The sequence below is a fragment of the Baekduia sp. genome, assembly GCF_035318805.1.
Classification (GTDB): Bacteria; Actinomycetota; Thermoleophilia; order Solirubrobacterales; family Solirubrobacteraceae; genus Baekduia.
Window position 1 is genome coordinate 14,393 of sequence record NZ_DATHDY010000118.1, and the last position, 20,919, is coordinate 35,311.

Below are 20,919 nucleotides of genomic sequence, written 5' to 3' on the forward strand. Positions count from 1 at the left end.
GACACCACTGGTATACTAGTCTACAATGCGGATCCCGATGGAGGAGCGCGCCCTGGGAGGCTCGGTGGGCGACGGGGCCTACGTGGCGCTGCGCACGGCGATCGTCACGGCCCAGCTGGCGCCCGGGCGCCGGCTGTCGGAGAACGAGCTCGCAGGCCTGATCGGCGTCAGCCGGACCCCGGTCCGCGAGGCGCTGCTGCGCCTGCGCGACGAGCGCCTCGTCGAGGTCGTCCCCCAGCTCGGCACCTTCGTCACGTTCATCGACGAGGACGCCGTGGCCGATGCCCACTTCGTCCGCGAGTCGCTGGAGGTCAACGCCCTCCGCCACGCGGCCGGCTCCCTCGACGGCGACGACCTGCGCGCCATCGAGGACAACCTCGACGCCCAGGAGCGGGCCGCGGACGGCGACGACGACCAGGCCTTCGCGCGACTCGACGACGAGCTGCACCACCTGCTCTGCGATCTGTCGGGCCGCGCGGCCGCGTGGCGGTTGAGCGAGCGCGCGCGCGGGCAGTTGGATCGCGTCCGCCGGCTCAGCCTCCCCGACCCCGGGTACCGCCGCCAGATGCTCGCCGAGCACCGGGCCTTGGTCGCCGCCGTGGCCGTCGGCGACGCCGACGCCGCCGAGCGCGAGCTCCGCCACCACCTGCGCATGGTCCTGTCCAGCCTGCCCGACATCCGGCGCGCCCATCCCGAGTACTTCCAGGAGGCCTGATGGCGCTCTACCACGACATCGATCCCGCCGAGACCGCCGAATGGGTCGAGGCCCTCGAGGCCGTCATCCGCAACGACGGTCCCGACCGCGCCCGCCAGCTGCTCGAGCAGGTGTTCGCCGACGCGCGCCTGCGCGGGCTGCACCCCGCCGGCGACCTCAGCACGCCGTACGTCAACACGATCCCGGTCGACGCGCAGGCTCCTGTACCGGGCGATCAGGAGCTCGAGCACCGAGTACGGTCGCTCGTGCGGTGGAACGCGATCGCCACCGTGCTGAGCGCCAACAAGGAGTCGTCCGAGCTGGGCGGCCACATCGCGAGCTTCCAGTCCGCCGCGACGCTCTACGAGATCGGCTTCAACCACTTCTGGCACGCGCCGTCGCCGGAGCACGGCGGCGACCTGGTGTTCATCCAGGGCCACTCCTCCCCCGGCATCTACGCGCGGGCGTTCCTCGAGGGCCGGATCCCGGAGGAGCAGATGCGCCGGTTCCGCACCGAGACCGACGCGGCGGTGCCCGGGCTCTCCTCGTACCCGCACCCCTGGCTCATGCCGGACTTCTGGCAGTTCCCCACCGTGTCGATGGGCCTCGGCCCGCTCATGGCGATCTACCAGGCGCGGTTCATGAAGTACCTCACCGGCCGTGGAATGGCCGACACGACGGGCCGCAAGGTGTGGGCCTTCATGGGCGACGGCGAGATGGACGAGCCCGAGTCGCTCGGCGCCATCTCGATGGCCGGCCGCGAGAGGCTCGACAACCTCATCTTCGTCGTCAACTGCAACCTGCAGCGCCTGGACGGTCCCGTGCGCGGCAACGGCAAGATCATCCAGGAGCTGGAGACGAACTTCCGCGGCGCCGGCTGGAACGTCATCAAGGTCGTCTGGGGCCGGCGCTGGGACGATCTGCTGGCCGCCGACGCCGAGGGCCGCCTCGTCAAGCGCATGGAGGAGTGCGTCGACGGCGAGTACCAGGTGTTCAAGTCCCGCGACGGCGCGTACGTGCGCGAGCACTTCTTCGGCGCCGACCCCGAGCTGGCGCGGATGGTCGAGGACTGGACCGACGCCGAGATCTGGTCGCTGAACCGCGGCGGCCACGACCCGTCGAAGGTCTACGCGGCCTACGCCGAGGCCGTCGCCCACACCGGCCAGCCCACCGTGATCCTCGCCAAGACGATCAAGGGGTACGGGATGGGCGAGTCCGGCGAGGGCCAGAACATCACCCATCAGCAGAAGAAGATGAACGAGAAGGCGCTGTTCGCCTTCCGCGACCGCTTCGAGCTGGACCTCACCGACGACGAGGTCCGCAACGTCAGCTTCCACAAGCCGCCCGACGACGCGCCCGAGATGGTGTACCTGCGCGAGCGCCGCGCGGCGCTCGGCGGCTCGCTGCCCCAGCGCCGAACCGCGGCGCCGCCGCTCCCCGTCCCGGAGCTGTCGGCCTTCCAGGCGCAGCTCGACGGCACCGGCGAGCGCGAGATCTCCACGACGATGGCGTTCGTCCGGATCCTCTCCACGCTCATCCGCGACAAGCAGCTCGGCCCGCACGTCGTGCCGATCGTCCCCGACGAGTCGCGGACGTTCGGCATGGAGGGTATGTTCCGCCAGCTGGGCATCTTCAGCCAGGTCGGCCAGCTCTACACGCCGCAGGACGCCGACCAGCTGATGTCCTACCGCGAGGACAAGTCCGGCCAGATCCTCCAGGAGGGGATCAACGAGCCCGGCGCGTTCTCGTCGTGGATCGCGGCGGCCACCTCGTACGCCAACCACGGCGTCTCGATGGTTCCGTTCTACATCTACTACTCGATGTTCGGCTTCCAGCGCGTCGGCGATCTCGCGTGGGCCGCGGGCGACTCGCGCGCGCGCGGGTTCCTGCTCGGCGGCACCGCGGGACGCACGACGCTCAACGGCGAGGGCCTGCAGCACGAGGACGGCCACAGCCACCTGCAGGCGGCGCTGATCCCCAACTGCGTCGCCTACGACCCGGCCTACGCCTACGAGCTGGCGGTGATCGTCCAGGACGGGCTGCGCCGCATGTTCGGCGAGCACGAGGACGTCTTCTACTACCTGACGATCATGAACGAGAACTACGCGCAGCCGGCGATGCCCGAGGGCGCGGAGGAGGGCATCCTGCGCGGGATGCACGTCATCGCCCAAAGCGACGACGCCGAGGTCCAGCTCTTGGGCTCGGGCACGATCCTGCGCGAGGTGCTCGCGGGTGCCGACCTGCTGCGCGCGGACTTCGGCGTCGGCTCCGACGTGTGGAGCGTCACCTCGTTCACCGAGCTGCGCCGCGACGGCATGGACGTCGAGCGCCACAACCGGCTGCATCCGGCCGGAGAACCCCGGAGCGCCTACGTCGAGCAGGCGCTCGGCGAGCGCAACGGCCCGGTCGTCGCCGCGACCGACTACAACCGCGCGCTGCCCGACGGCATCCGGCCGTGGGTGGATGCTCCATACACCGTCCTCGGCACCGACGGCTTCGGCCGCAGCGACTACCGCAAGGCGCTGCGCCGGTTCTTCGAAGTGGATCGCCATCACGTCGTCGTCGCCGCGCTGCACGCGCTGGGCCGGCACGAGGACGCCGCGAAGGCGATCGAGCAGTACGGCATCGACCCCGAGCTGGAGGCCCCATGGCGGACGTGAAGCAGGTCAAAGTCCAAGGGACCAAGTCAGGACCCTCATGGCGGACGTGAAGCAGATCCTGGTCCCCGACATCGGCGACTTCACCGACGTGGCAGTCGTCGACGTGCTCGTCGCCGCCGGCGACGAGGTGGCCGAGAACGACCCGCTCGTCACGCTCGAGACCGACAAGGCGACGATGGACGTGCCGGCGCCGTTCGCCGGCGTGATCGGCGACGTCCTGCTGAAGGTCGGCGACACCGCCTCGGAGGGCACGCCGGTCGTGACGCTGGCCGTCGCGGCCGACGCGGCGGCCACGGTCGAGGCCGGCGCGCCCAGCGCCGTGCGCAGCGCCGTGGCGGCCGAGGCCTCGTCGCGCCCGGCCCCGCCGGAGAGGCAGCCCCCGCCGCCCAAGGTGCCCGACGCCGTCCCCGCCGGCGGCTCCGTGTCGCCCAACGGGGACGGCCCCATCTACGCGAGCCCGTCGGTGCGCCGGCTGGCGCGCGAGCTCAGCGTCGACCTGAGCGCGGTCCCGGGCAGCGGTCGCAACGGGCGTATCGTCCCGGCCGACGTCCAGGCGTTCGCCGACGGCGGCGGGGCGGCGGCGCGGGCCGCGGCCACCGGTGCCGGAGCGGCGACCGGCGACGGCGGCCTCGACCTCCTGCCCTGGCCGCAGGTCGACTTCGCCCGCTACGGCGAGGTCGAGCGCGTGCCACTGAGCAAGATCCGCCGGATCTCGGCGGCCAACCTGTCGCGCAACTGGGTGCGGATCCCGCACGTCACGCACAACGACGAGGCCGACGTCACCGACCTGGAGGCGTTCCGCAAGCAGCTCAACTCCGAGCAGTCCGACGTCAAGGTGACGATGGTCGCGCTGCTGCTCAAGGCGGCCGCGGCCACGTTGAAGGCCTTCCCCGACGTCAACTCCTCGCTGGACGGCGACGAGCTGGTGCGCAAGAAGTACTACCACTTGGGCTTCGCGGCGGACACGCCCAACGGCCTCGTGGTCCCCGTGGTCAAGGACGTCGACCAAAAGGGCCTGCTCGACATCGCCGGCGAGCTGAGCGAGCTCTCCGGCAAGGCCCGCGCCGGCAAGCTCGGCCCGGCCGAGATGAGCGGCGCGACGTTCACGATCTCCAGCCTCGGCGGGATCGGCGGAACGTCGTTCACGCCGATCGTCAACGCGCCCGAGGTGGCGATCCTCGGCGTGGTGCGCTCGGCGACGAAGCCCGTGTGGGACGGCAGGGAGTTCCTCCCACGCCTCATGCTGCCGCTGTCCTTGTCCTACGACCACCGGGTCATCGACGGCGCGGCCGCGGCACGGTTCGTCGCGCACCTGTCGGGCGTCCTGACCGACCTGCGGAGGGTTCTCCTGTGAGCACCACCACCACGCTCGAAGTGCTCGTCCCCGACATCGGGGACTTCAGCGACGTCCCCGTGGCGGAGCTGCTCGTCGCCGTGGGCGACGAGGTCGCCAGCGACGACCCGCTCGTCGTCCTGGAGTCCGACAAGGCCTCCATGGAGATCCCGGCCCCTCAAGCCGGCACCGTCAAGGAGATGAGGGTCAAGGTCGGCGACGCGGTCGCCGAGGGCAGCGCGCTGCTGGTGCTCGAGGTCGCCGGCGCTGTCGCGACCGAGACGGCGCCCGCCCCCGCCGCGCCGGCGGCCACCGAGCCGCCCGCGCGCCCGACCGGCGAGCCGCCGGCCGCCACCGAGCGCGGCGACGTCCACGCGACGGTGCTCGTCCTGGGCTCCGGCCCCGGCGGCTACGCCGCGGCGTTCCGCGCCGCCGACCTCGGGCTCGACGTCGTCATGGTCGAGCGCCACGAGAAGCTCGGCGGCGTGTGCCTCAACGTCGGCTGCATCCCGTCCAAGGCGCTGCTGCACGTCGCCAAGACGATCGCCGAGGCCGAGACGGCCGCGACGCATGGCGTCGCGTTCGGCGCGCCGCAGATCGACCTCGACGCGCTGCGCTCCTGGAAGGAGGGCGTGGTCGCCAAGCTCAACGGCGGCGTCGCCGCCATGGCCAAGGGCCGCAAGGTCGAGGTGGTCCACGGAGAGGCGCGGTTCACGGGCCCGCACATGCTGGCGGTCACCGGCGCCGACGGAACCACGACCGTCTCGTTCGACCACGCGATCGTCGCGACCGGCTCACGGTCGGTCCGGCTGCCGGGCGTCCCCCACGACGACCCGCGGGTCATGGACTCCACCGGCGCGCTGGAGCTCGCCGATGTCCCCGAGCGCCTGCTCGTGGTCGGCGGCGGCATCATCGGCCTGGAGATGGCCACCGTCTACGACGCGCTCGGCTCGGAGGTCACGGTCGTCGAGCTCCTAGACGGCCTCATCCCCGGCGCCGACCGCGACCTCGTCAAGCCGCTGGCCAAGCGGATCGGCGAGCGCTACGCGGCGATCCACCTCGGCACGCGGGTCGAGTCGATCGAGGCGCGCGACGACGGCCTGCACGCCACGTTCTCCGGCGACGTCGCCGACGCCGTCTTCGACCGCGTCCTCGTGGCCGTCGGCCGCACGCCCAACGGCGCCGGCCTCGGGCTCGACGCCGCGGGCGTGCACGTCGACGAGCGCGGCTTCGTGCCCGCCGACGAGCGCCAGCGCACCAACGTGGAGCACATCTACGCCATCGGCGACGTCGCCGGCGGCCCGCTGCTCGCCCACAAGGCGACCGCCGAGGGCCACGTCGCCGCCGAGGTCATCGCCGGCCACCCGACGGTCTTCGACGCGCGCGGCATCCCGTCGGTCGCCTACACCGAGCCCGAGGTGGCGTGGGTCGGGCTGACCGAGACCGAGGCCGCCGACCAGGGCAAGGCCTATGAGAAGTCGGTGGTCCCGTGGTCGGCCTCCGGCCGCGCGCTGGCCAGCGACGCGTCCAACGGGCTGACCAAGATCCTGCGCGATCCCGAGACGGGCCGCGTGCTCGGTGCCGGCATCGTCGGGACCAACGCCGGCGAGCTGATCGCCGAGGCCGGCCTGGCGCTGGAGATGGGCGCCGACGTCGGCGACGTCGGCCTCACGATCCACGCCCACCCGACGCTCAGCGAGACGGTCATGCTGGCCGCCGAGGTGGCCGACGGCACGGTGACCGACCTGCCCAACAAGCAGGCCGCCAAGGCGCGCAAGGCGGGCTGACCGTGCGCGTGAGCCGAACCTTCGCGTTCCTGGATCTGTGCGGGTTCACGGCGTTCACGGACCTGCACGGCGACCAGGAGGCCGTCGCCGTGCTGGCCCACCTGCGAGCCGTGCTGCGCGCGCAGGCCGAGCAGGGCGGCGTCCGGGTCACGAAGTGGCTCGGCGACGGGGCGATGCTGTCGGGCATCGAGCCTGGCGGCGTCGTCGACTGCGCGTCCCGGGTCCGCGACGTCCTGCAGGCCGACGGGCAGCTCGCCCTGCGCGGCGGCATCTGCACCGGCGAGGTGATCATGTTCGAGGGTGATGACTACATCGGCGCCGCGGTCAACGTCGCGGCCCGTCTCTGCTCGCACGCGCGCCCCGGCCAGCTGCTGCTGACCGCGCGCACCGCCGCGGCGGCCGTCGTGCAGGACCTCAGCCCCACCGCGCTGGGCTCCGTGAACGTCCCCGGCGTGTCGCTGCCGGTGGACGTGCTCGCGCTTGATCCCGCGCCCGCGGCCTGACCGGCCGCCCCAGGAGCGTGGGTCCCTAACCCGCCGCGGGTTTCGCCCCCTGGGCGAAGACCCGCAAGGGAACCTGGCCCTCTGGGCCAGTGTTCCCCTAGGGGTGCCGTAGGCGGCCAGCGAGGCCGAGGCCCACGACGGCCAGCCGTCGCCGCCGGAGGTGGGTCCCCAGTCGCGATAGCGACACAGTCTCAGCGCAGCGTCGCGCGCAGCGTGCGCAGCGCCACCGCGCCGGCCAGGAACGCGGCGCCGGCCACGAGGAACGTCGCCCGCGGCGTGACCGCGCCCGCCACGGCGCCGGCCACCGCCGACCCGAGCGCGATGCCGGCGGTGATCGCCGACGTCTCCCACGAGAAGGCCTCGGTCAGCGTGGCGTCGGGGGCGACGTCGCCCATCGCCGCGTAGAGCACGCCGAACAGCGGCGCGACCGCGGCGCCCGCCAGCACGAGCGCCGCGCCCAGCGGCCACACGCCGGGCACCGCGGCGAGCGCGGCCGACGTGATGCCGAGCACGACCAACAGCATCAACATCGTGCCGACCGCCTCGTGCACACCGGCGTACCGCGCCCACGCAAGGCCACCGGCGAAGCTGCCCGCGCCCCACAGCGCGAACAGGATCCCGGCCATCCCCGAGGCGTCGAGGTGGTCGGCCATCGTGATGATCCCGAGCTCCGTCGCGCCGAACGCGACGCCCATCGAGGCCGCGATCGCCAGCAGCGTCCGGACGCCCGGCACGCCGAGCGCGCTCGAGCCGAAGGTGCGCGGCGCGTCGTCGGCCGCGGGGTCGGCGCCGCCCAGCCGCTGCGTCTCGGGCAGGACCGCGAACAGCGCGCTCGTCGCGCCCAGCAGCACGCCGGTCACCGCCAGCGCCGCCGCCGCACCCAGGAACTGGGCGACGCCGACGAGCAGCAGCGGCCCGATCAGGAACGCGAGCTCCTGCAGCGTGGCGTCGAGCGTCACGAGCGCGGAGAAGTCGGCGGCGTCGAGCATCCTGCGCCAGATCACGCGCACGCACGCGCCGACCGGCGGCTGCGCGAGGCCGACGAGGCCGGCCAGCGCGAGGAACGCCGCGACCGGGGCGCCGGCCGGCAGCAGGGCGAAGGCGACCGAGGCCGCCGTCACGGCGGCGCCCGCCAGCAACAGCACCGGCGGCTGACCGACGCGGTCGATCGCCCGGCCGAGGATCGGCGAGCCGACCGCCATGCCGAGCGCGCACGCCCCGCTGCAGACGCCCGCCAGCGCGTAGGAGTGGCCGAGATGGCGGACCTGCAGCACGAGCAGCAGGCCGATCGCCGCAAGCGGGACGCGGGCCAGCAGCGCCAGGGACATGGTGCGCAGCACGCCGGGGACGCGCACGAGCGCCGTGGTGGTGGCCATGCGCCGTCGCCCTAGGGGTGCCGTAGGCGGCCAGCGAGGCCGAGGTCCACGATGGCCGGCCGTCGCCGCCGGAGGTGGGTCCCCAGTCGCGAGAGCGACACGGTCTCCTACTCCGCCGTCAGCGCCGCGACGAGCCGCCGCAGCGCGGCGACCACGGCAGCGCGGTCGAAGGGGCCGTCGGCGACCAGGCCGTGGCTGATCAGCCCGTCGACCGACGCGGCCAGCAGCGCCGCATCGGCGGCGCGGGCCCGCGCGCCGACGTTGCGCAGGACCTCGGCGCAGAAGGCGACCCACTCGTCGTTCCAGCGCCGCGCCACCGGCCGGAGCTCCGGCCGGCGCAGCGCCTCGAGCCACAGCGCGCCGTCCACGACGGCGTTCTCCCGGCGCGTGGTGCACGCCTCCTGCACCATGGCGGCCAGCTCGGCGGCGAGGGTCGCCCGCGTCCAGCCGCGGGACGCCGTGCGCAGCGTGTCGAGATACCGCAGATCCCGCTCGGCCGCGTGCTCGAGCGCCGCGCGGACCATGTCCTCCTTGGAGGCGAACCAGTAGGTCGTGGCCGCCACGGGCAGTCCGGCCTCCGCGGCGACGAGCCGGTGCGTCAGGCCGTCGGGGCCGACCCGGGCGATGACGGCCAGCGCGGCCTCGGTGATGAGGGTGCGGCGCGCCTCGCCGCGGGGCGGGCGCTCGGTCGTCGAGCCGGCGGCAGGCATCGGTACAACTGTACCGATACCGGCACATCTGTCCCGGTCGATGCCTCAGCGGTTCGGCGGCAGCCGTCCGTCGACCAGCCACCCGCGCAGCTCCGTGCGGCGGATCTTGCCGCTCACGGTCTTGGGGAGCTCGTCGACGAAGTGGATCTCGCGCGGGTACTTGTAGGGCGCGGTGCTGTGGCGCACGAAGTCCTGCAGCTCGGCCGCGAGGCCCTCCGACGGCGTCCGGCCCGGCGCCAGGACGCAGACGCCGACCACCAGCTGCGTGCGCTCCGGGTCGTCGCGCCCGATCACCGCCGCCTCCATCACCGCGGGATGCTCGACCAGCGCGCTCTCCACCTCGAACGGCCCGATCCGGTACGCGCTGGAGGTGATCACGTCGTCGTTGCGCCCCGAGAACCAGAAGTACCCGTCCTCGTCGAGCGCGGCCTTGTCCCCCGTGAAGTAGAACGGCCCGCGGAACGCCTTCTCGGTCGACTCGGCGTCGCCGAGGTAGCCGGGGAACAGCCCGACCGGCCGCTGCGGCGTGCAGCGGACCACGACGTTGCCGACCGCGCCGGTCTCGACCGGCGCGCCCGCGTCGTCGACCACGGTGACGTCCCAGCCCGGCACCGGCCGGCCCATCGACCCCGGGCGCACCTCGACCGTGCGGTAGTTGGCGACGATGCACGTCGTCTCGGTCTGGCCGTAGCCGTCGTAGACCGTCAATCCGCCGGTGCCCTCGCTCCACGCGCGAATGACCTCCGGGTTCAGCGGCTCACCGGCGCTCGTGCAGTGCCGCAGCGCCGAGAGGTCGTGCTTGGAGAAGTCGGCCTGGACGAGCATCCGGTACAGCGTCGGCGGCGCGCAGAAGGACGTGATGGCCTGGCGCTCGAGGATGCCGAGGATCGTGTCGGCGTCGGGCCGGCCGAGCGCCACCTGCACGATGCACGCCCGCTCGTGCATCTGCCCGAACAGCCCGCCCCAGGCGGCCTTGGCCCAGCCGGTGTCGGAGACCGTCCAGTGCCGGTCGCCGGGACGCAGGTCGTGCCAGAAGCGCGCCGTGCCGACGTGGCCGAGCGCGTAGGACTGCGGGTGCTCGACGAGCTTGGGGTAGGAGACGGTGCCGCTCGTGAAGTACAGCAGCAGCGGATCGTCGCGGTGAGTCGGGTCCTGCGGCGTGTCGCCGTCGCCCGCGGCCTGCAGCCGCTCGTCGAAGTCCAGCCATCCGGACGGCGGCGCGGCATCGCCGACGCAGAGCCGCACGCACAGCTCGGCGCGCGCGTCGTCGACCTTGACGGCGCCCGCCGCGTCGGTGATCGCCCCGATCGCCTCGCCCTGCTCGATCCGGTAGGCGATGTCCTTGGGGGTGAGGAGGTTGGGCCCCGGCATCGGCACGGCGCCGATCCGCATGCACCCCAACATGGCGGCATACCACTCCGGGATGCGTGGGAGCATCACGAAGACGCGGTCCCCCTTCGACACGCCGAGGTCCAGCAGTGCGCGCGCGGCCTGGCGCGAGGCGCGCGCCAGCTCGGCCGCGGTCTCCAGCGCGACGACCTCGCCCGCACCGTCGAGCGAGAGCACCGCGGGCGCGTCGGGATCCTCCGCGGCCCAGGGCTCGAGGATCGACAGCACCGCGTTGAAGCGCTCCGGAACGTCGACCCGGTAGCTCGCCCTCTCGGCGTCGTAGTCGCGCAGGTTCGGCGCGGCGCAACGCGAGGGCGGGTCGATCGACCGGCGAGGTTCTGACACCCCGTCAATCTAGTACAGGCGCCAGCGGCGACCAACGGTCACCGGACCTATGGCCGTCGCGCCCCTCCTGCGTCAGGATGCCGTGATCGCCGTCAACACCGACACGACGACCGCGGCGGGGCGCACCGCGTGGGCCCGGAACCTCGCCGCGCCCATCCGCGGCTTCCTGTACGCCGAGATGGGGGGCGCCGTCGTCCTCGTCTGCGCGGCGGTCGCAGCGCTGATCTGGGCGAACGTCGCACCCGACAACTACGCCTCGGTCTGGGAGACGCGGTTCGCGATCTCCCTCGGCGACCACGTGCTCGCGACCGACCTGCGCGGCTGGGTCAACGAGGGGCTCATGACCCTCTTCTTCCTCGTCGTCGGGCTCGAGGCCAAGCGCGAGCTCGACCTCGGCGAACTGCGCGAGCGCACCCGCCTCGCGGTCCCCGTGGTCTCGGCGCTCGGCGGGATGGCGCTGTCGGCCGCGATCTACCTCGCGATCAACTGGGGCGGGCCGGGCGCCCGCGGCTGGGGCATCGCGGTCTCGACCGACACCGCGCTCGCGCTCGGCGCCATGGCGCTCGTCACGCGCGGGCGGGCGATCCGGCTCCGGGTGTTCCTGCTCACGCTCGTCGTCATCGACGACCTGGTCGCGCTGCTGATCATCGCCTTCGTCTACACCGAGCACGTCTCGGTGACGGCGCTGGCGGTCGCCCTCGGGCTGTTCGCGGTCCTCGTCGCGCTGCGCTACGCCGGCCCGTGGCGCGGACCGGCCGCGGTCCTCGCCGGGGTCGGCCTCTGGCTCGCGCTGTTCGAGTCGGGGATCGATCCCGTCATCGCGGGCCTGGCCATCGGCCTGGTCACGAGCGCCTACCCGCCGGCGCGCGACGACCTCGAGCGCAGTACCGAGCTCACCCGCTCGTTCCGCGAGCAGCCGACGCCCGAGCTCGCGTACTCCGCGCGGGCGAGCCTGACGTCGTCGCTCTCGCTCAACGAGCGGCTGCAGTACCGGCTGCATCCCTGGACGAGCCAGGTCGTCGTCCCGCTGTTCGCGCTGGCCAACGCCGGCATCCACCTCAACGGCGATCTGCTCTCGGCGGCGGTCACGTCACCGGTGACGCTGGGCATCCTCGGCGGCTACGTGGTCGGCAAGCCCCTGGGCATCATGGGCGCGGCGTGGCTCGCGACGCGCAAGGCGTTCGGCGGCACGCGCCTCACGATCACGTGGCCGGCGCTCACCGGCGCCGCCGCCTCGGCGGGCATCGGGTTCACCGTGTCGCTGCTCGTCGCGTCGCTCGCCTTCGACGGCCACCCCGCCCTGCTGGACGAGGCCAAGCTCGGCGTGCTGGCGACGGCCGTGGTGTCGCCGATGGTCGCCTGGCTTGCGTTCCGGGTCATGACGCACCTGCCCGCGGAGCTGCGCCGCCGGCAGCTGGACCGGACCGCCGGGCAGCTCCTCGACCTGACCGACGACGTCGATCGCGAGCGCGACCACATCCGTGGCAACCCCGACGCGCCCGTGACGCTCGTCGAGTACGGCGACTTCGAGTGCCCCTACTGCGGCGCCGCGGCGCCGGTCATCCGCAAGCTGCAGGATCGCCTCGGCGACGAGCTGAGCTACGTCTTCCGCCACCTGCCGCTCACCGACGTGCACCCCGGGGCGCAGCTCGCCGCCGAGGCAGCCGAGGCCGCCGCGGCCCAGGGCGCGTTCTGGCCGATGCACGACGTCCTGCTCGAGGACCAGGACGACGTGTCGGTCTCCGACCTCTACCGCCGCGCGTCGGAGATCGGGCTCGACCTCGACCGCTTCTCCGACGACCTGACGCACCGCCACTACGCGCCGCGCGTCGCCCGCGATGTCCAGAGCGCCGACGCGTCGGGCGTCTCCGGCACGCCGACGTTCTTCATCAACGGCCGCCGCCACGAGGGCGTCTACGACGTCGAGACGCTCACCCGCGCGGTCAAGGCCGCGGCGCGGGCCAAGGCGCCGATCGCCGCCCGGGGGTGACGCAGTCGCCCGGCGGCGCGCCCGCGCTCAGTCGCCCGCCAGCGTCGCCGATGCGCGACAGGTGACGCCCGACGGCCCGGAGGCCCGGACGGTCACGCCGTCCGCGCCCGCGTAGTCGCGCAGCCGGCGGTGCAGCGTGAAGGCGCGCGAGCTGCGACCCGTGCGGACCCTTCCGCGCCACGCCACGCGGCCCTCCTGCGCGATCGTGACGCTCCAGGCCGAACCGCCGCGCGCCTGGTGGACCTCGAACTCCGCCTCGATCCCGCCGTCGTCGGACTTGAGCTTCAGCTCCGAGCGCACGCCGCCCCCGCAGGTCCCGTTGACGCGCACCTCGTTGCGGTCGCCGCCACCGCGGGCAGCGGCGCCGGCGGGCAGGGCGGCGGCCAGCACGAGGCTCGACAGCAGGGCGGTGAGGACGGGCGGGCGAAACATCGCCAGGAGCGTCGCGCGCCGGCCGGGCGGGCGCAATGGGACTTCCGTCGCAGCCGGCCTCAGCCGCCGCGGCGGTCGGTGAAGCCGTTGCGCTCGGCCCACAGCGCGGCCTGCGTGCGATCGGTGACGCCCAGCGCGCGGAAGATGCTCGTCAGGTGCGTCTTGACGGTCTTCTCGCTGATCTCCAGCCGGAGCGCGATCAGCTTGTTCGGCAGGCCCTCGACGAGCAGCACGAGCACCTCGGCCTCCCGTCCCGACAGCCGCTCGCCGGGATCGGGCTGGGCCTGCGCCGTGACGAGCGTGCGCGCCGCCCGCGGATCGATCGGCGACTCGCCCCGCGCGGCGGCGCGGATGCCCTCGGCGACCTCGTCGGCGGCGACGTCCTTGAGCAGGTAGCCGCATGCGCCGGCCTCGATCGCGCCGAGGATGCGCGGGCGGTCAGAGAACGACGTGAGCACGAGGACGGCGGTCTGCGGATGGTCGGCCAGCACCTGCCGGGTCGCCTCGATGCCGTCCAGCCGCGGCATGTCGAGGTCCATCAGCACCACGTCGGGCGCCAGCTCGGCGGCGCGCCGCACGGCCTCGACGCCGTCGGACGCCACGCCGACGAGCTCGATGTCGTCCAGCGCGGCGATCAGCCGGCCGAGGCCGTCGCGAATGACGCCGTGGTCGTCGGCCAGGACCACGCGGATCACGAGGCCGGCACCTCGAGCGTGACGCTCGTGCCCGTACCGGCCTGCGCTTCGACGGTCAGCGTCCCGCCCGCCTGGGCGACGACGTCCTCGAGCAGCGTGAGGCCGAGGTGGCCGTCGCCGGCACGGCTCGCGCGACGCGCCGCGTCGAACCCGCGGCCGTCGTCGGCGACCGTGAGCCGGATCGTGCCCGGCGCGGCGCAGCTCACCTCGACCCGTACATGTCGGGCGGCCGCGTGCGCCTGCACGTTGCGCAGCGTCTCGCGGGCCACGCGGTAGACGAGCGCGTCGGCGCCCGAGCCGGCCGCGGCGCGGTCGTCGACGTGCAGCTCGGTCGCGACGCCCGCGGCGGTCAGCGGGCTCAGCAGGTCGCTGAGCGTCGCCTCCAAGCCGGCGGACTCGAGGCTCGGCGGGTGGATCTCGACCAGGAGCGTGCGCAGCGCCCGCACGCCCTGCCGCAGGCGCGCGGCGCTCTCCCGCAGCGCCACGGCGTCGGCCTCGTCGCCGCGGCGCGCGGCGCCGTCGGCCAGCGGCGCGAGCCCGAACGCGACGCCGGCGAGATCCTGGACGACGCCGTCGTGCAGGTCGGCGGCGATGCGGCGGCGCTCGTGGTCGGACGCCTCGATGGCGCGCACCAGCAGCCGCTCACGCTCGCGGTGGCCGCGCTGCAGGCGGCGCGCGAGCGACCAGGAGAGCGGGACCTGGAACAGCAGCAGGACGGCGAGCGCGGCCAGCAGCGTCGGCGCCAGGGTCCGCAGCAGGCGCTGCCCGCTGGCGCTCAGGGCGTCGAAGCGCTGGTAGGTCTCGAACAGGACCGGTGTGCCGTTCGGCGTGCGGATCACCGTGTGGGCCTCCAGGAGCTTTCCCTCCTGGCGCTCGTAGCGGTTCTCGGGCTTCGACAGATCGCTGAGCTCGGCGTCGGAGCGGCCGTTGGTGAACAGCTCCCGCTCGTCGGAACCCAGCCCGAAGCGCTTGCCGATGATCGCCGGCTCGTCGGAGTAGAGCACGCGCCCGTCGCGCGACCAGATCTTCACGCGGACGACCGACGGGCTCAGCAGCCGGCCGACGACGACGTCGTCGACGCCCTGCACCGCCACGCGCTCGCCGCGCAGCAGGCCGTCCGTGAGGGCGGCCGACTCGATCAGCGCGCCCTGCAGCTCGACGCGTTGGCGCGTGTCGCGCTCGGCCTCGCGCACGGTGACCGAGCGCAGCGCGAAGAAGCCGCCGACGACCACGACGGCGATCGCGGCCAGCGAGCCGAGCATGAAGCGCGCGATCGCCGAGGCCGCGCGAGGGGGCGGCCCGGCTGCGGCGCGACCGGTGCCTGGACCGTCGGAGACGAGCATGTGCGGCACATGGTGCCCGGCCGCGCGCGGTCGCGGGGCCCGGTCAGACCTTTGTCCCATGGAAACCCGGACCGACCTGGCCGCACAGTGACGACATCGCACGTCCTGTCACCCGATCGAGGAGGTTCATCATGTTGACCCAGTCCCGGCGCACCATCCCGGCCGCCCTGGCCATCGCGGCACTCGGCCTGGCCGGTGCCGCGCCCAGCGCGCTCGCTCGCCACGGCGCCGACGATCCGGCCGGTCACGCCCGCGGTGCCAGCCACAGCACGCGCGCCGACCACGACGGCGGTGCGCGCAAGCACCGCGGCCACCACGGGCGCCACCACCGTGGCGGCAACGACGACGGCCCCAACCACACGTAGGAGCCCGCCGAGCGGGTAGGACGTGCGCCATGCACGTGCGCCCGCTCGCCCCGCAGCTCGAGGTCGGCGTCGTCGGCCTCGGCACGTGGTCGGTCTTCGACGTCGGCAGCGACCGCCAGCCGCTCGCCGACGAGGTCGTCGCCACGATGCTCGCCGCCGGCGGGCGGCTCTTGGACTCCTCCCCCATGTACGGCAGCGCCGAGCGCGTGCTCTCCGCTGCGCTGGGCGACCGGCGCGACGAGGCGGTCGTCGCCACCAAGATCTGGACGTCCTCGGTCGCCGAGGGCCGCGCGCAGTTCGCCGAGCACCTCGAGCTCTACCGTGGCCGCGTCGAGGTCGAGCAGGTCCACAACCTCGTCCGCTGGCATCAGCACCTCGGCTGGCTGGAGGAGGAGCAGGCCGCCGGGCGCATCCGCGCCCTGGGCGCCACGCACTACAGCCCGCGTGCGTTCGGCGAGCTCGCCGAAGTCATGCGCACGGGACGCATCCAGATGGTCCAGGTCCCTTACAACCCCGGCGAGCGGGAGTGCGAGGCCGACATCCTGCCGCTGGCGCAGGAGCTCGGGCTCGGGGTGCTGGGGATGCGGCCGCTGGGCAGCGGCAGCCTGGGCCGCGGACCCGGCCCGGAGGAGCTCGCCGCGCTCGGCGTGCAGACCTGGGCCGAGGCCGTGCTGGTGTGGGACCTCTCGGACCCGCGCATCACCGCGGTGATCCCGGCGACCTCGAATGCGGAGCACGCCGCCGCCAACGCGCGCGCCGGCGAGCATCCCGGGTTCAGCCCCGAGCAGCGCCACCGGGTCGAGGCGCTGTGGCGAGCGCGGCGCTAGGCGAAGCCTCGCCCAGGGGGCTCGTTTCGCTGCGGGTACTGGCCCAGGGGCTCGTACCCGCGGTCCAGTAGGGACCCGGGCTCCTAGGCGTCGAGCAGCTTGCGCTGCTGGCGCTCGGGGCTGACCTCGACGACGTCCCACGCCAGGCCGGTGCGTCGCAGCCCGCGGATGACCAGCGACGACACGTCGAGCTCCCACCAGCGCAGCCCGTGGTGCGCGGAGGTCGGGAAGGCATGGTGGTTGTGATGCCACGACTCGCCGAGCGAGAAGAGCGACAGCCAGGCCAGGTTGCGCGACTCGTCGTCGATCGCGAAGCGCTGCCGCCCGAAGAAGTGGCAGAGCGAGTTGATGGAGTAGGTCACGTGGTGCAGCACGAGCATCCGCACGGCACCGCCCCACAGCAGCCCGGTCAGCGCGGTCTCCAGCGACCCGCCGATGAGCCAGCCCAGCGCGAACGGCACGGCGAGGCCGGCGAGCACCCAGAGGACGAAGGTGCGGTCGACGAAGCGGATCACCGGGTCCTTCATCAGGTCCGGCGCGTAGCGCTCGCGGTTGGCGCGCTGGGTGTGGATGAACAGCCAGCCGACGTGGGCGTGGAACAGGCCGCGCAGCACGCCGTCGTGCCCGTGGGGGCTGTGCGGATCGCCCTCGCGGTCCGAGAACGCGTGATGCTTGCGATGATCGGCGACCCAGGAGATGATCGGCCCCTCGATCGCCGCCGAGCCGAAGATCGCCAGCGCCGCGCGGATCGGCTGCTTGGTCTTGAAGCTGCGGTGCGTGAAATGCCGGTGGAACCCGACCGTGACGCCGAGCGCCGTGAAGGCGTAGGTGATCGCGAAGACGGCGATGTCGCTCCAGCTCAGCAGGCTCGACCACACCTGCCAGCACACGACGCCGAGCGCGAGGAAGGGGATCACGGTGACGCTCCCGGTGAGGAAGCGGTCCAGGTTCTCGTTGGCCGTCGGCTGCACGTCCTCCGGACCGGGGCCCGGAAGCTGCGCCGTGGCGAGATCGGTCGCGTGCATACCAGCACCCTTTCGCCGTCGCGCGCGCTTGTCCCTGGGGCCTGGGGCCGGATGAGTCGGGGGTTAACCCCCGAGTGCGCCGAGCTGGATCGAAGAACCATCCGTATGTATGGTCGTTCCATGTCGGGGGTGGGCTTCGAGGTGCGCAGCGAGCGCGGCGAGATCGTCGCCGCCGTGGCGCGCGTCATCGCACGCCACGGCTACGAGCGCACGACGGTCGTCGCGATCGCACACGAGGCCGGCACCACCGCCGCCGCGGTGCGCCGGGCGGTCGGCGAGAAGGACGACTGCGTGTTCGCGCTCTTCAGCATGACGTTCCACCAGGCGTTCGCCCACGTGCTCGAGTCCATGCGCGATGTCCCGTGGCCGCAGAGCGTCCGGGACGGCCTCGCGTGCCTCCTGGATCTGCTGGCCGCCGAGCCGGACTACGTGCGCGCCAACGTCGAAGGCATCCGCGCGCTCGGAGCCGACGGTGGCCTGCGCCTGGACGCCGCCGTCGAGGCGTTCACCGCCTTCCTGGCCCCCGGCTACGAGACCTCGGCGCATCGCACGCCGCCGCTGCCGCTGCCGGTGTTCCACGGCCACCTGATCGGCTCGACGGTCGTCCACGTCATCAGCCAGCACGTCCTGGAGGACCGCATCGAGGAGCTGCCGCAGGCGCTGCCGCAGCTCCTCGGCGTCGCCCTCACGCCGTTCTGCACGGCGTCGGACATCGACGCCCTGCTGACCGCGAGCTGACGCGCCTCACGCGCGCCGTCAGGCGTCGCGGCACGTGGCGGCGCCGGAGCGGCGCGCGGCGGTGCCATCGGCGAAGGCGACCGACGCGCGGTAGGGCCATCTCCCGCCGGCAGGGCACGCGGCGACCGTCAGCGCGCGGCCGCGGATGATCGAGAGGCGGAGCTGCTGCAGCCCGAGCGGGACGCCGGCGATCGTCTGCAGGTCGGGCGGGAACGCCAGGTCGATCTGCAGCCCGCCGCCCGGCGGCGCCGTCAGCCTCCCCGGCACCACCGTCTTGACGTAGACGGGGTTGCGGACGGTGGTCGCGAGATAGACGTCGTCGGGGCCGCCGTTGACCACGACGATCCGGCCGACGGTCTTCGCCGCATCGGCGACCCCGATCGCCTCGCCACTGCCCACGATCGCGCCGCGCGGGCAGCCGCCGGGCCCGGCGCTCCGCAGCGTCCGCAGCGAGCAGGTCGGCGCGTCGCCGCCGTGCCAGGCGACGCCCTCGGCCAGCACGAGCCGCGCCGTACGCGCCACCGGGGGATCGACGCCGTCCGGCTGCCGCAGCGCCAACCGGACCTGCGCGCGGGCCGGTGTGAGCGCGACGCTGGTGCCGAGCACCGCGACGGGTGACGCCCGGACCGTGGCCGGCGTCGCGGCCACGCCGTCACGATCGCGCGAGGACGCCGCGCCGCAGCCCGCCGCCGGCAGCGCCACGAGCGCGGCGAGGACGAGGAGCTTGCCCGGCACGTGCATGGGCGCCGAGCGTATCCAGGGCGGGCTCGCGGCGTCCAGAGCCTTCGTCGTCTTCAGATATTCGGGGCACGCCGACACGGAGATGGGGCACGAAATCGGCGACGGAAGGCATCGGGTACAGCTATGTTTGTCCTGTGCCCGAGTCGAAGAAGAAGCGCGCGCGCGAGCCCTACCAGCTGCCGGCCGGCCGGCACGGCCTTCCGCGGCAGTTCGTGGTCTCCAATCAGCGGGAGCGCATCCTGGCGGCCGTCGCCGACGTGTGCAGCACGGCGGGCTACGTGTCGATGAGCGTGGAGGACATCGTCGTCACTTCGGGCGTGTCACGCCGGACGTTCTACGACAACTACCGCGGCAAGGAAGACGTCTTCCTCGCCGCCTACGACGAGATCTCCGAGCGGCTGCTCACGCAGGTCAAGGACGCCTACGACGGGGCCGACGGGCTCGTCGCGCGTGCGCGCGAGAGCCTGGGGGCGCTGCTGGGCTTCATCGCGTCAGAGCCCACGTTCGCGGACATGTGCATCGTCGAGGTGCTCGCGGCCGGGCCGCAGGCCATCGAGCGGCGCAACGCGATCATGCACGCCTTCGCCACCATGATCGACGACGCTGCCGCCGCCGAGCTGCCCAAGAGCAAGCGACCCGCGCCGATCGTCGCCGAGACGCTGGTCGGCGGCATCTACGAGGTCATCTACTCGCGCGTGCTCGCCGGCAAGTACGCCGAGCTCCCCGCGCTGCTGCCCGACCTCGTCTTCGCGCTGCTGCTCCCCTACGTCGGGTCCGAGGCGGCGGGCGAGATCCTCAAGAAGGAGCGCCGCAAGCTGTCTCGGGTGGAGAGCTCCGCCAGCGCCTAGGCGGGGCCGCTACCTGGCGACGTCTCGCCGGGAGACACCCATGGTTTCTCACTGCAACGCCAGATGTCACTGCCGGTGGCAGCGGATCCCGCGACGTGGTGAGATCCGGTCATGAGCCGCGCCGTCGAGCAGTCCAACCGCCGGCTGCTGTGCGAGGATCTCGTCGCCAAGGGGGTCGAGTTCAGCGAGCCGCCGACCGAGCGTCCCTACGGCATCGACTGCGGCCTCCGGGATCCCTTCGGCAACAAGCTGCGGATCTCGCAGATGGCGGAGATGCCGGCCCGGAGCTGAGCGGGCTCAGGACGCCGTGGGCGCGGGCGTCATGGGAGCGGCCGTGGGCGACGAGCTCGGCGGGGGCTCGCTGCCGCCCATGTCCAACCGGAACGGCGGGTACTGGTCGGTCATCAGCGTGGCGTAGGCGGCGACGCGGAACACCCAGCGGTTCATCCCCATGACGAAGTCGAAGATGGCCTTCGGGTAGCGGCCGGTGAACAGCAGGACGATGCCCGCGATCAGGACCAGCAGGAAGATCAGGCCGCCGCCGGAGCTTCCTCCCCCGTTGTCGCTGGCGGCGTTCAAGCCGGCCCACGCGCCGCCGGCGAACACGGCGACGACGAAGTAGTGCGGCAGCGCCAGCAGCCACCACTTGACCAGGACCAGGCCGCGCGAGAGCGCCCGCGGGTACTCGACGTTCAGCTGCGCCGGGTAGTCCGGGACGTCGGCGAGCGTGAACGGCGGATAGCGATCGGTGCCGAGCGCGCTGTAGGAGTAGAAGCCGACCCGCCACGTCCAGCGCAGCACGCCGACGTTGAAGTCGAACAGGGCGCGCGGATAGCGGCCGGTCGACAGGATCGAGACGAATGCGACCACCGTCGCGCCGACGAACGCGATCCAGAGGAACACGAGCACGATGACGTGCGGGATCACCAGGACCCACTTGACCAGCCACAGCGCGCGGCTGGGCGCTGGGTCGACCGCGCCCTCGATGTGCAACGGATAGGCGGAGGCGGCAGGGGCGGTGGGCATGGGCTCACCCTCCCAGCATCGTGGCTCCCATCCCGTGTGGTGCCAGGCCTCTGCTCGGGATGCCTCCCACCGCCTTGGCGGGGGCAGACCGC

At 73.2% G+C, this 20,919-nt stretch carries 19 protein-coding genes and 1 pseudogene; 11 read left to right on the forward strand and 9 right to left on the reverse strand.

Annotated features, from left to right (window positions below):
• The first annotated feature begins 37 nt into the window (after positions 1-37).
• From VK501_RS23960 to VK501_RS23980, 5 genes are read left to right on the forward strand one after another with little or no spacing between them, the layout of a single operon-like run.
• The gene (locus tag VK501_RS23960) at positions 38-715 is read left to right on the forward strand and encodes a GntR family transcriptional regulator (RefSeq protein WP_324341997.1); all 678 of its coding nucleotides are present in this window, start codon (positions 38-40) and stop codon (positions 713-715) included.
• Positions 715-3,354 carry a pyruvate dehydrogenase (acetyl-transferring), homodimeric type gene (aceE, locus tag VK501_RS23965; RefSeq protein WP_324342000.1) on the forward strand — a complete coding sequence of 880 codons (2,640 nt, stop codon included), beginning with the start codon at positions 715-717 and terminating at the stop codon, positions 3,352-3,354. Before VK501_RS23960 ends, aceE begins: the two co-directional genes overlap by 1 nt.
• Positions 3,245-4,708 (forward strand): dihydrolipoyllysine-residue acetyltransferase, encoded by a 1,464-nt coding sequence (aceF, locus tag VK501_RS23970; protein ID WP_324342085.1) that lies wholly within the window; start codon positions 3,245-3,247, stop codon positions 4,706-4,708. The genes aceE and aceF overlap by 110 nt, the downstream gene beginning before the upstream one ends.
• On the forward strand, positions 4,705-6,474 hold the full coding sequence (gene lpdA, locus VK501_RS23975; RefSeq protein ID WP_324342002.1) for a dihydrolipoyl dehydrogenase: 1,770 nt from the start codon (positions 4,705-4,707) through the stop codon (positions 6,472-6,474). The genes aceF and lpdA overlap by 4 nt, the downstream gene beginning before the upstream one ends.
• Positions 6,475-6,482: 8 nt before the next feature.
• Positions 6,483-6,977 (forward strand): adenylate/guanylate cyclase domain-containing protein, encoded by a 495-nt coding sequence (locus tag VK501_RS23980; protein WP_324342003.1) that lies wholly within the window; start codon positions 6,483-6,485, stop codon positions 6,975-6,977.
• Between the two features lie 191 nt (positions 6,978-7,168).
• Here VK501_RS23980 and VK501_RS23985 read toward each other — a convergent pair whose 3' ends face one another.
• The 3 genes from VK501_RS23985 to VK501_RS23995 all read right to left on the reverse strand — a co-directional run bounded on the left by VK501_RS23985 (position 7,169) and on the right by VK501_RS23995 (position 10,797).
• Positions 7,169-8,353 (reverse strand): MFS transporter, encoded by a 1,185-nt coding sequence (locus VK501_RS23985; RefSeq protein WP_324342005.1) that lies wholly within the window; start codon positions 8,351-8,353, stop codon positions 7,169-7,171.
• A 107-nt stretch (positions 8,354-8,460) separates the two neighbouring features.
• Positions 8,461-9,063, reverse strand: coding sequence for a TetR/AcrR family transcriptional regulator (locus VK501_RS23990; RefSeq protein ID WP_324342007.1), 603 nt, complete (start codon positions 9,061-9,063; stop codon positions 8,461-8,463).
• A 45-nt stretch (positions 9,064-9,108) separates the two neighbouring features.
• Positions 9,109-10,797 (reverse strand): acyl-CoA synthetase, encoded by a 1,689-nt coding sequence (locus VK501_RS23995; protein WP_324342009.1) that lies wholly within the window; start codon positions 10,795-10,797, stop codon positions 9,109-9,111.
• A 49-nt stretch (positions 10,798-10,846) separates the two neighbouring features.
• On the opposite strand from VK501_RS23995, the gene nhaA reads away from it, so the two are divergent.
• Positions 10,847-12,787 (forward strand): Na+/H+ antiporter NhaA, encoded by a 1,941-nt coding sequence (gene nhaA, locus VK501_RS24000; RefSeq protein WP_324342011.1) that lies wholly within the window; start codon positions 10,847-10,849, stop codon positions 12,785-12,787.
• A 27-nt stretch (positions 12,788-12,814) separates the two neighbouring features.
• Here nhaA and VK501_RS24005 read toward each other — a convergent pair whose 3' ends face one another.
• Genes VK501_RS24005 through VK501_RS24015 form a run of 3 tightly spaced genes read right to left on the reverse strand, consistent with a single transcriptional unit; the run spans position 12,815 to position 15,257 of the window.
• Entirely contained in the window at positions 12,815-13,219 is a 405-nt protein-coding gene (locus tag VK501_RS24005) for a hypothetical protein (protein ID WP_324342013.1), read from the reverse strand.
• Between the two features lie 59 nt (positions 13,220-13,278).
• Positions 13,279-13,914, reverse strand: a complete 636-nt coding sequence (locus VK501_RS24010; protein ID WP_324342015.1) for a response regulator transcription factor — start codon at positions 13,912-13,914, stop codon at positions 13,279-13,281.
• The gene (locus VK501_RS24015; RefSeq protein WP_324342017.1) at positions 13,911-15,257 is read right to left on the reverse strand and encodes a sensor histidine kinase; all 1,347 of its coding nucleotides are present in this window, start codon (positions 15,255-15,257) and stop codon (positions 13,911-13,913) included. The genes VK501_RS24010 and VK501_RS24015 overlap by 4 nt, the downstream gene beginning before the upstream one ends.
• Positions 15,258-15,388: 131 nt before the next feature.
• Between VK501_RS24015 and VK501_RS24020 the strand changes: the two genes are divergently transcribed.
• Both VK501_RS24020 and VK501_RS24025 read left to right on the forward strand, forming a co-directional pair.
• Positions 15,389-15,622 (forward strand): hypothetical protein, encoded by a 234-nt coding sequence (locus VK501_RS24020; RefSeq protein WP_324342019.1) that lies wholly within the window; start codon positions 15,389-15,391, stop codon positions 15,620-15,622.
• Between the two features lie 29 nt (positions 15,623-15,651).
• Positions 15,652-16,449, forward strand: coding sequence for an aldo/keto reductase (locus tag VK501_RS24025; protein WP_324342021.1), 798 nt, complete (start codon positions 15,652-15,654; stop codon positions 16,447-16,449).
• Positions 16,450-16,532: 83 nt separating this feature from the next.
• Here VK501_RS24025 and VK501_RS24030 read toward each other — a convergent pair whose 3' ends face one another.
• The gene (locus VK501_RS24030; protein WP_324342023.1) at positions 16,533-17,474 is read right to left on the reverse strand and encodes an acyl-CoA desaturase; all 942 of its coding nucleotides are present in this window, start codon (positions 17,472-17,474) and stop codon (positions 16,533-16,535) included.
• A gap of 120 nt (positions 17,475-17,594) precedes the next feature.
• Here VK501_RS24030 and VK501_RS24035 point away from each other — a divergent pair, with 120 nt between their 5' ends.
• Entirely contained in the window at positions 17,595-18,212 is a 618-nt protein-coding gene (locus VK501_RS24035) for a helix-turn-helix domain-containing protein (protein WP_324342025.1), read from the forward strand.
• A gap of 18 nt (positions 18,213-18,230) precedes the next feature.
• Here VK501_RS24035 and VK501_RS24040 read toward each other — a convergent pair whose 3' ends face one another.
• Entirely contained in the window at positions 18,231-18,953 is a 723-nt protein-coding gene (locus VK501_RS24040) for a hypothetical protein (protein WP_324342027.1), read from the reverse strand.
• 134 nt (positions 18,954-19,087) lie between these two features.
• On the opposite strand from VK501_RS24040, the gene VK501_RS24045 reads away from it, so the two are divergent.
• Positions 19,088-19,801 carry a TetR/AcrR family transcriptional regulator gene (locus VK501_RS24045; RefSeq protein WP_324342029.1) on the forward strand — a complete coding sequence of 238 codons (714 nt, stop codon included), beginning with the start codon at positions 19,088-19,090 and terminating at the stop codon, positions 19,799-19,801.
• 153 nt (positions 19,802-19,954) lie between these two features.
• Positions 19,955-20,092: pseudogene (locus tag VK501_RS24050) on the forward strand (VOC family protein); the annotation flags it as partial.
• A 6-nt stretch (positions 20,093-20,098) separates the two neighbouring features.
• On the opposite strand, the gene VK501_RS24055 reads toward VK501_RS24050, so the two are convergent.
• Complete coding sequence (locus tag VK501_RS24055; RefSeq protein ID WP_324342033.1) at positions 20,099-20,827, reverse strand: DUF4389 domain-containing protein; 729 nt, start codon at positions 20,825-20,827, stop codon at positions 20,099-20,101.
• Positions 20,828-20,919 lie beyond the last annotated feature (92 nt).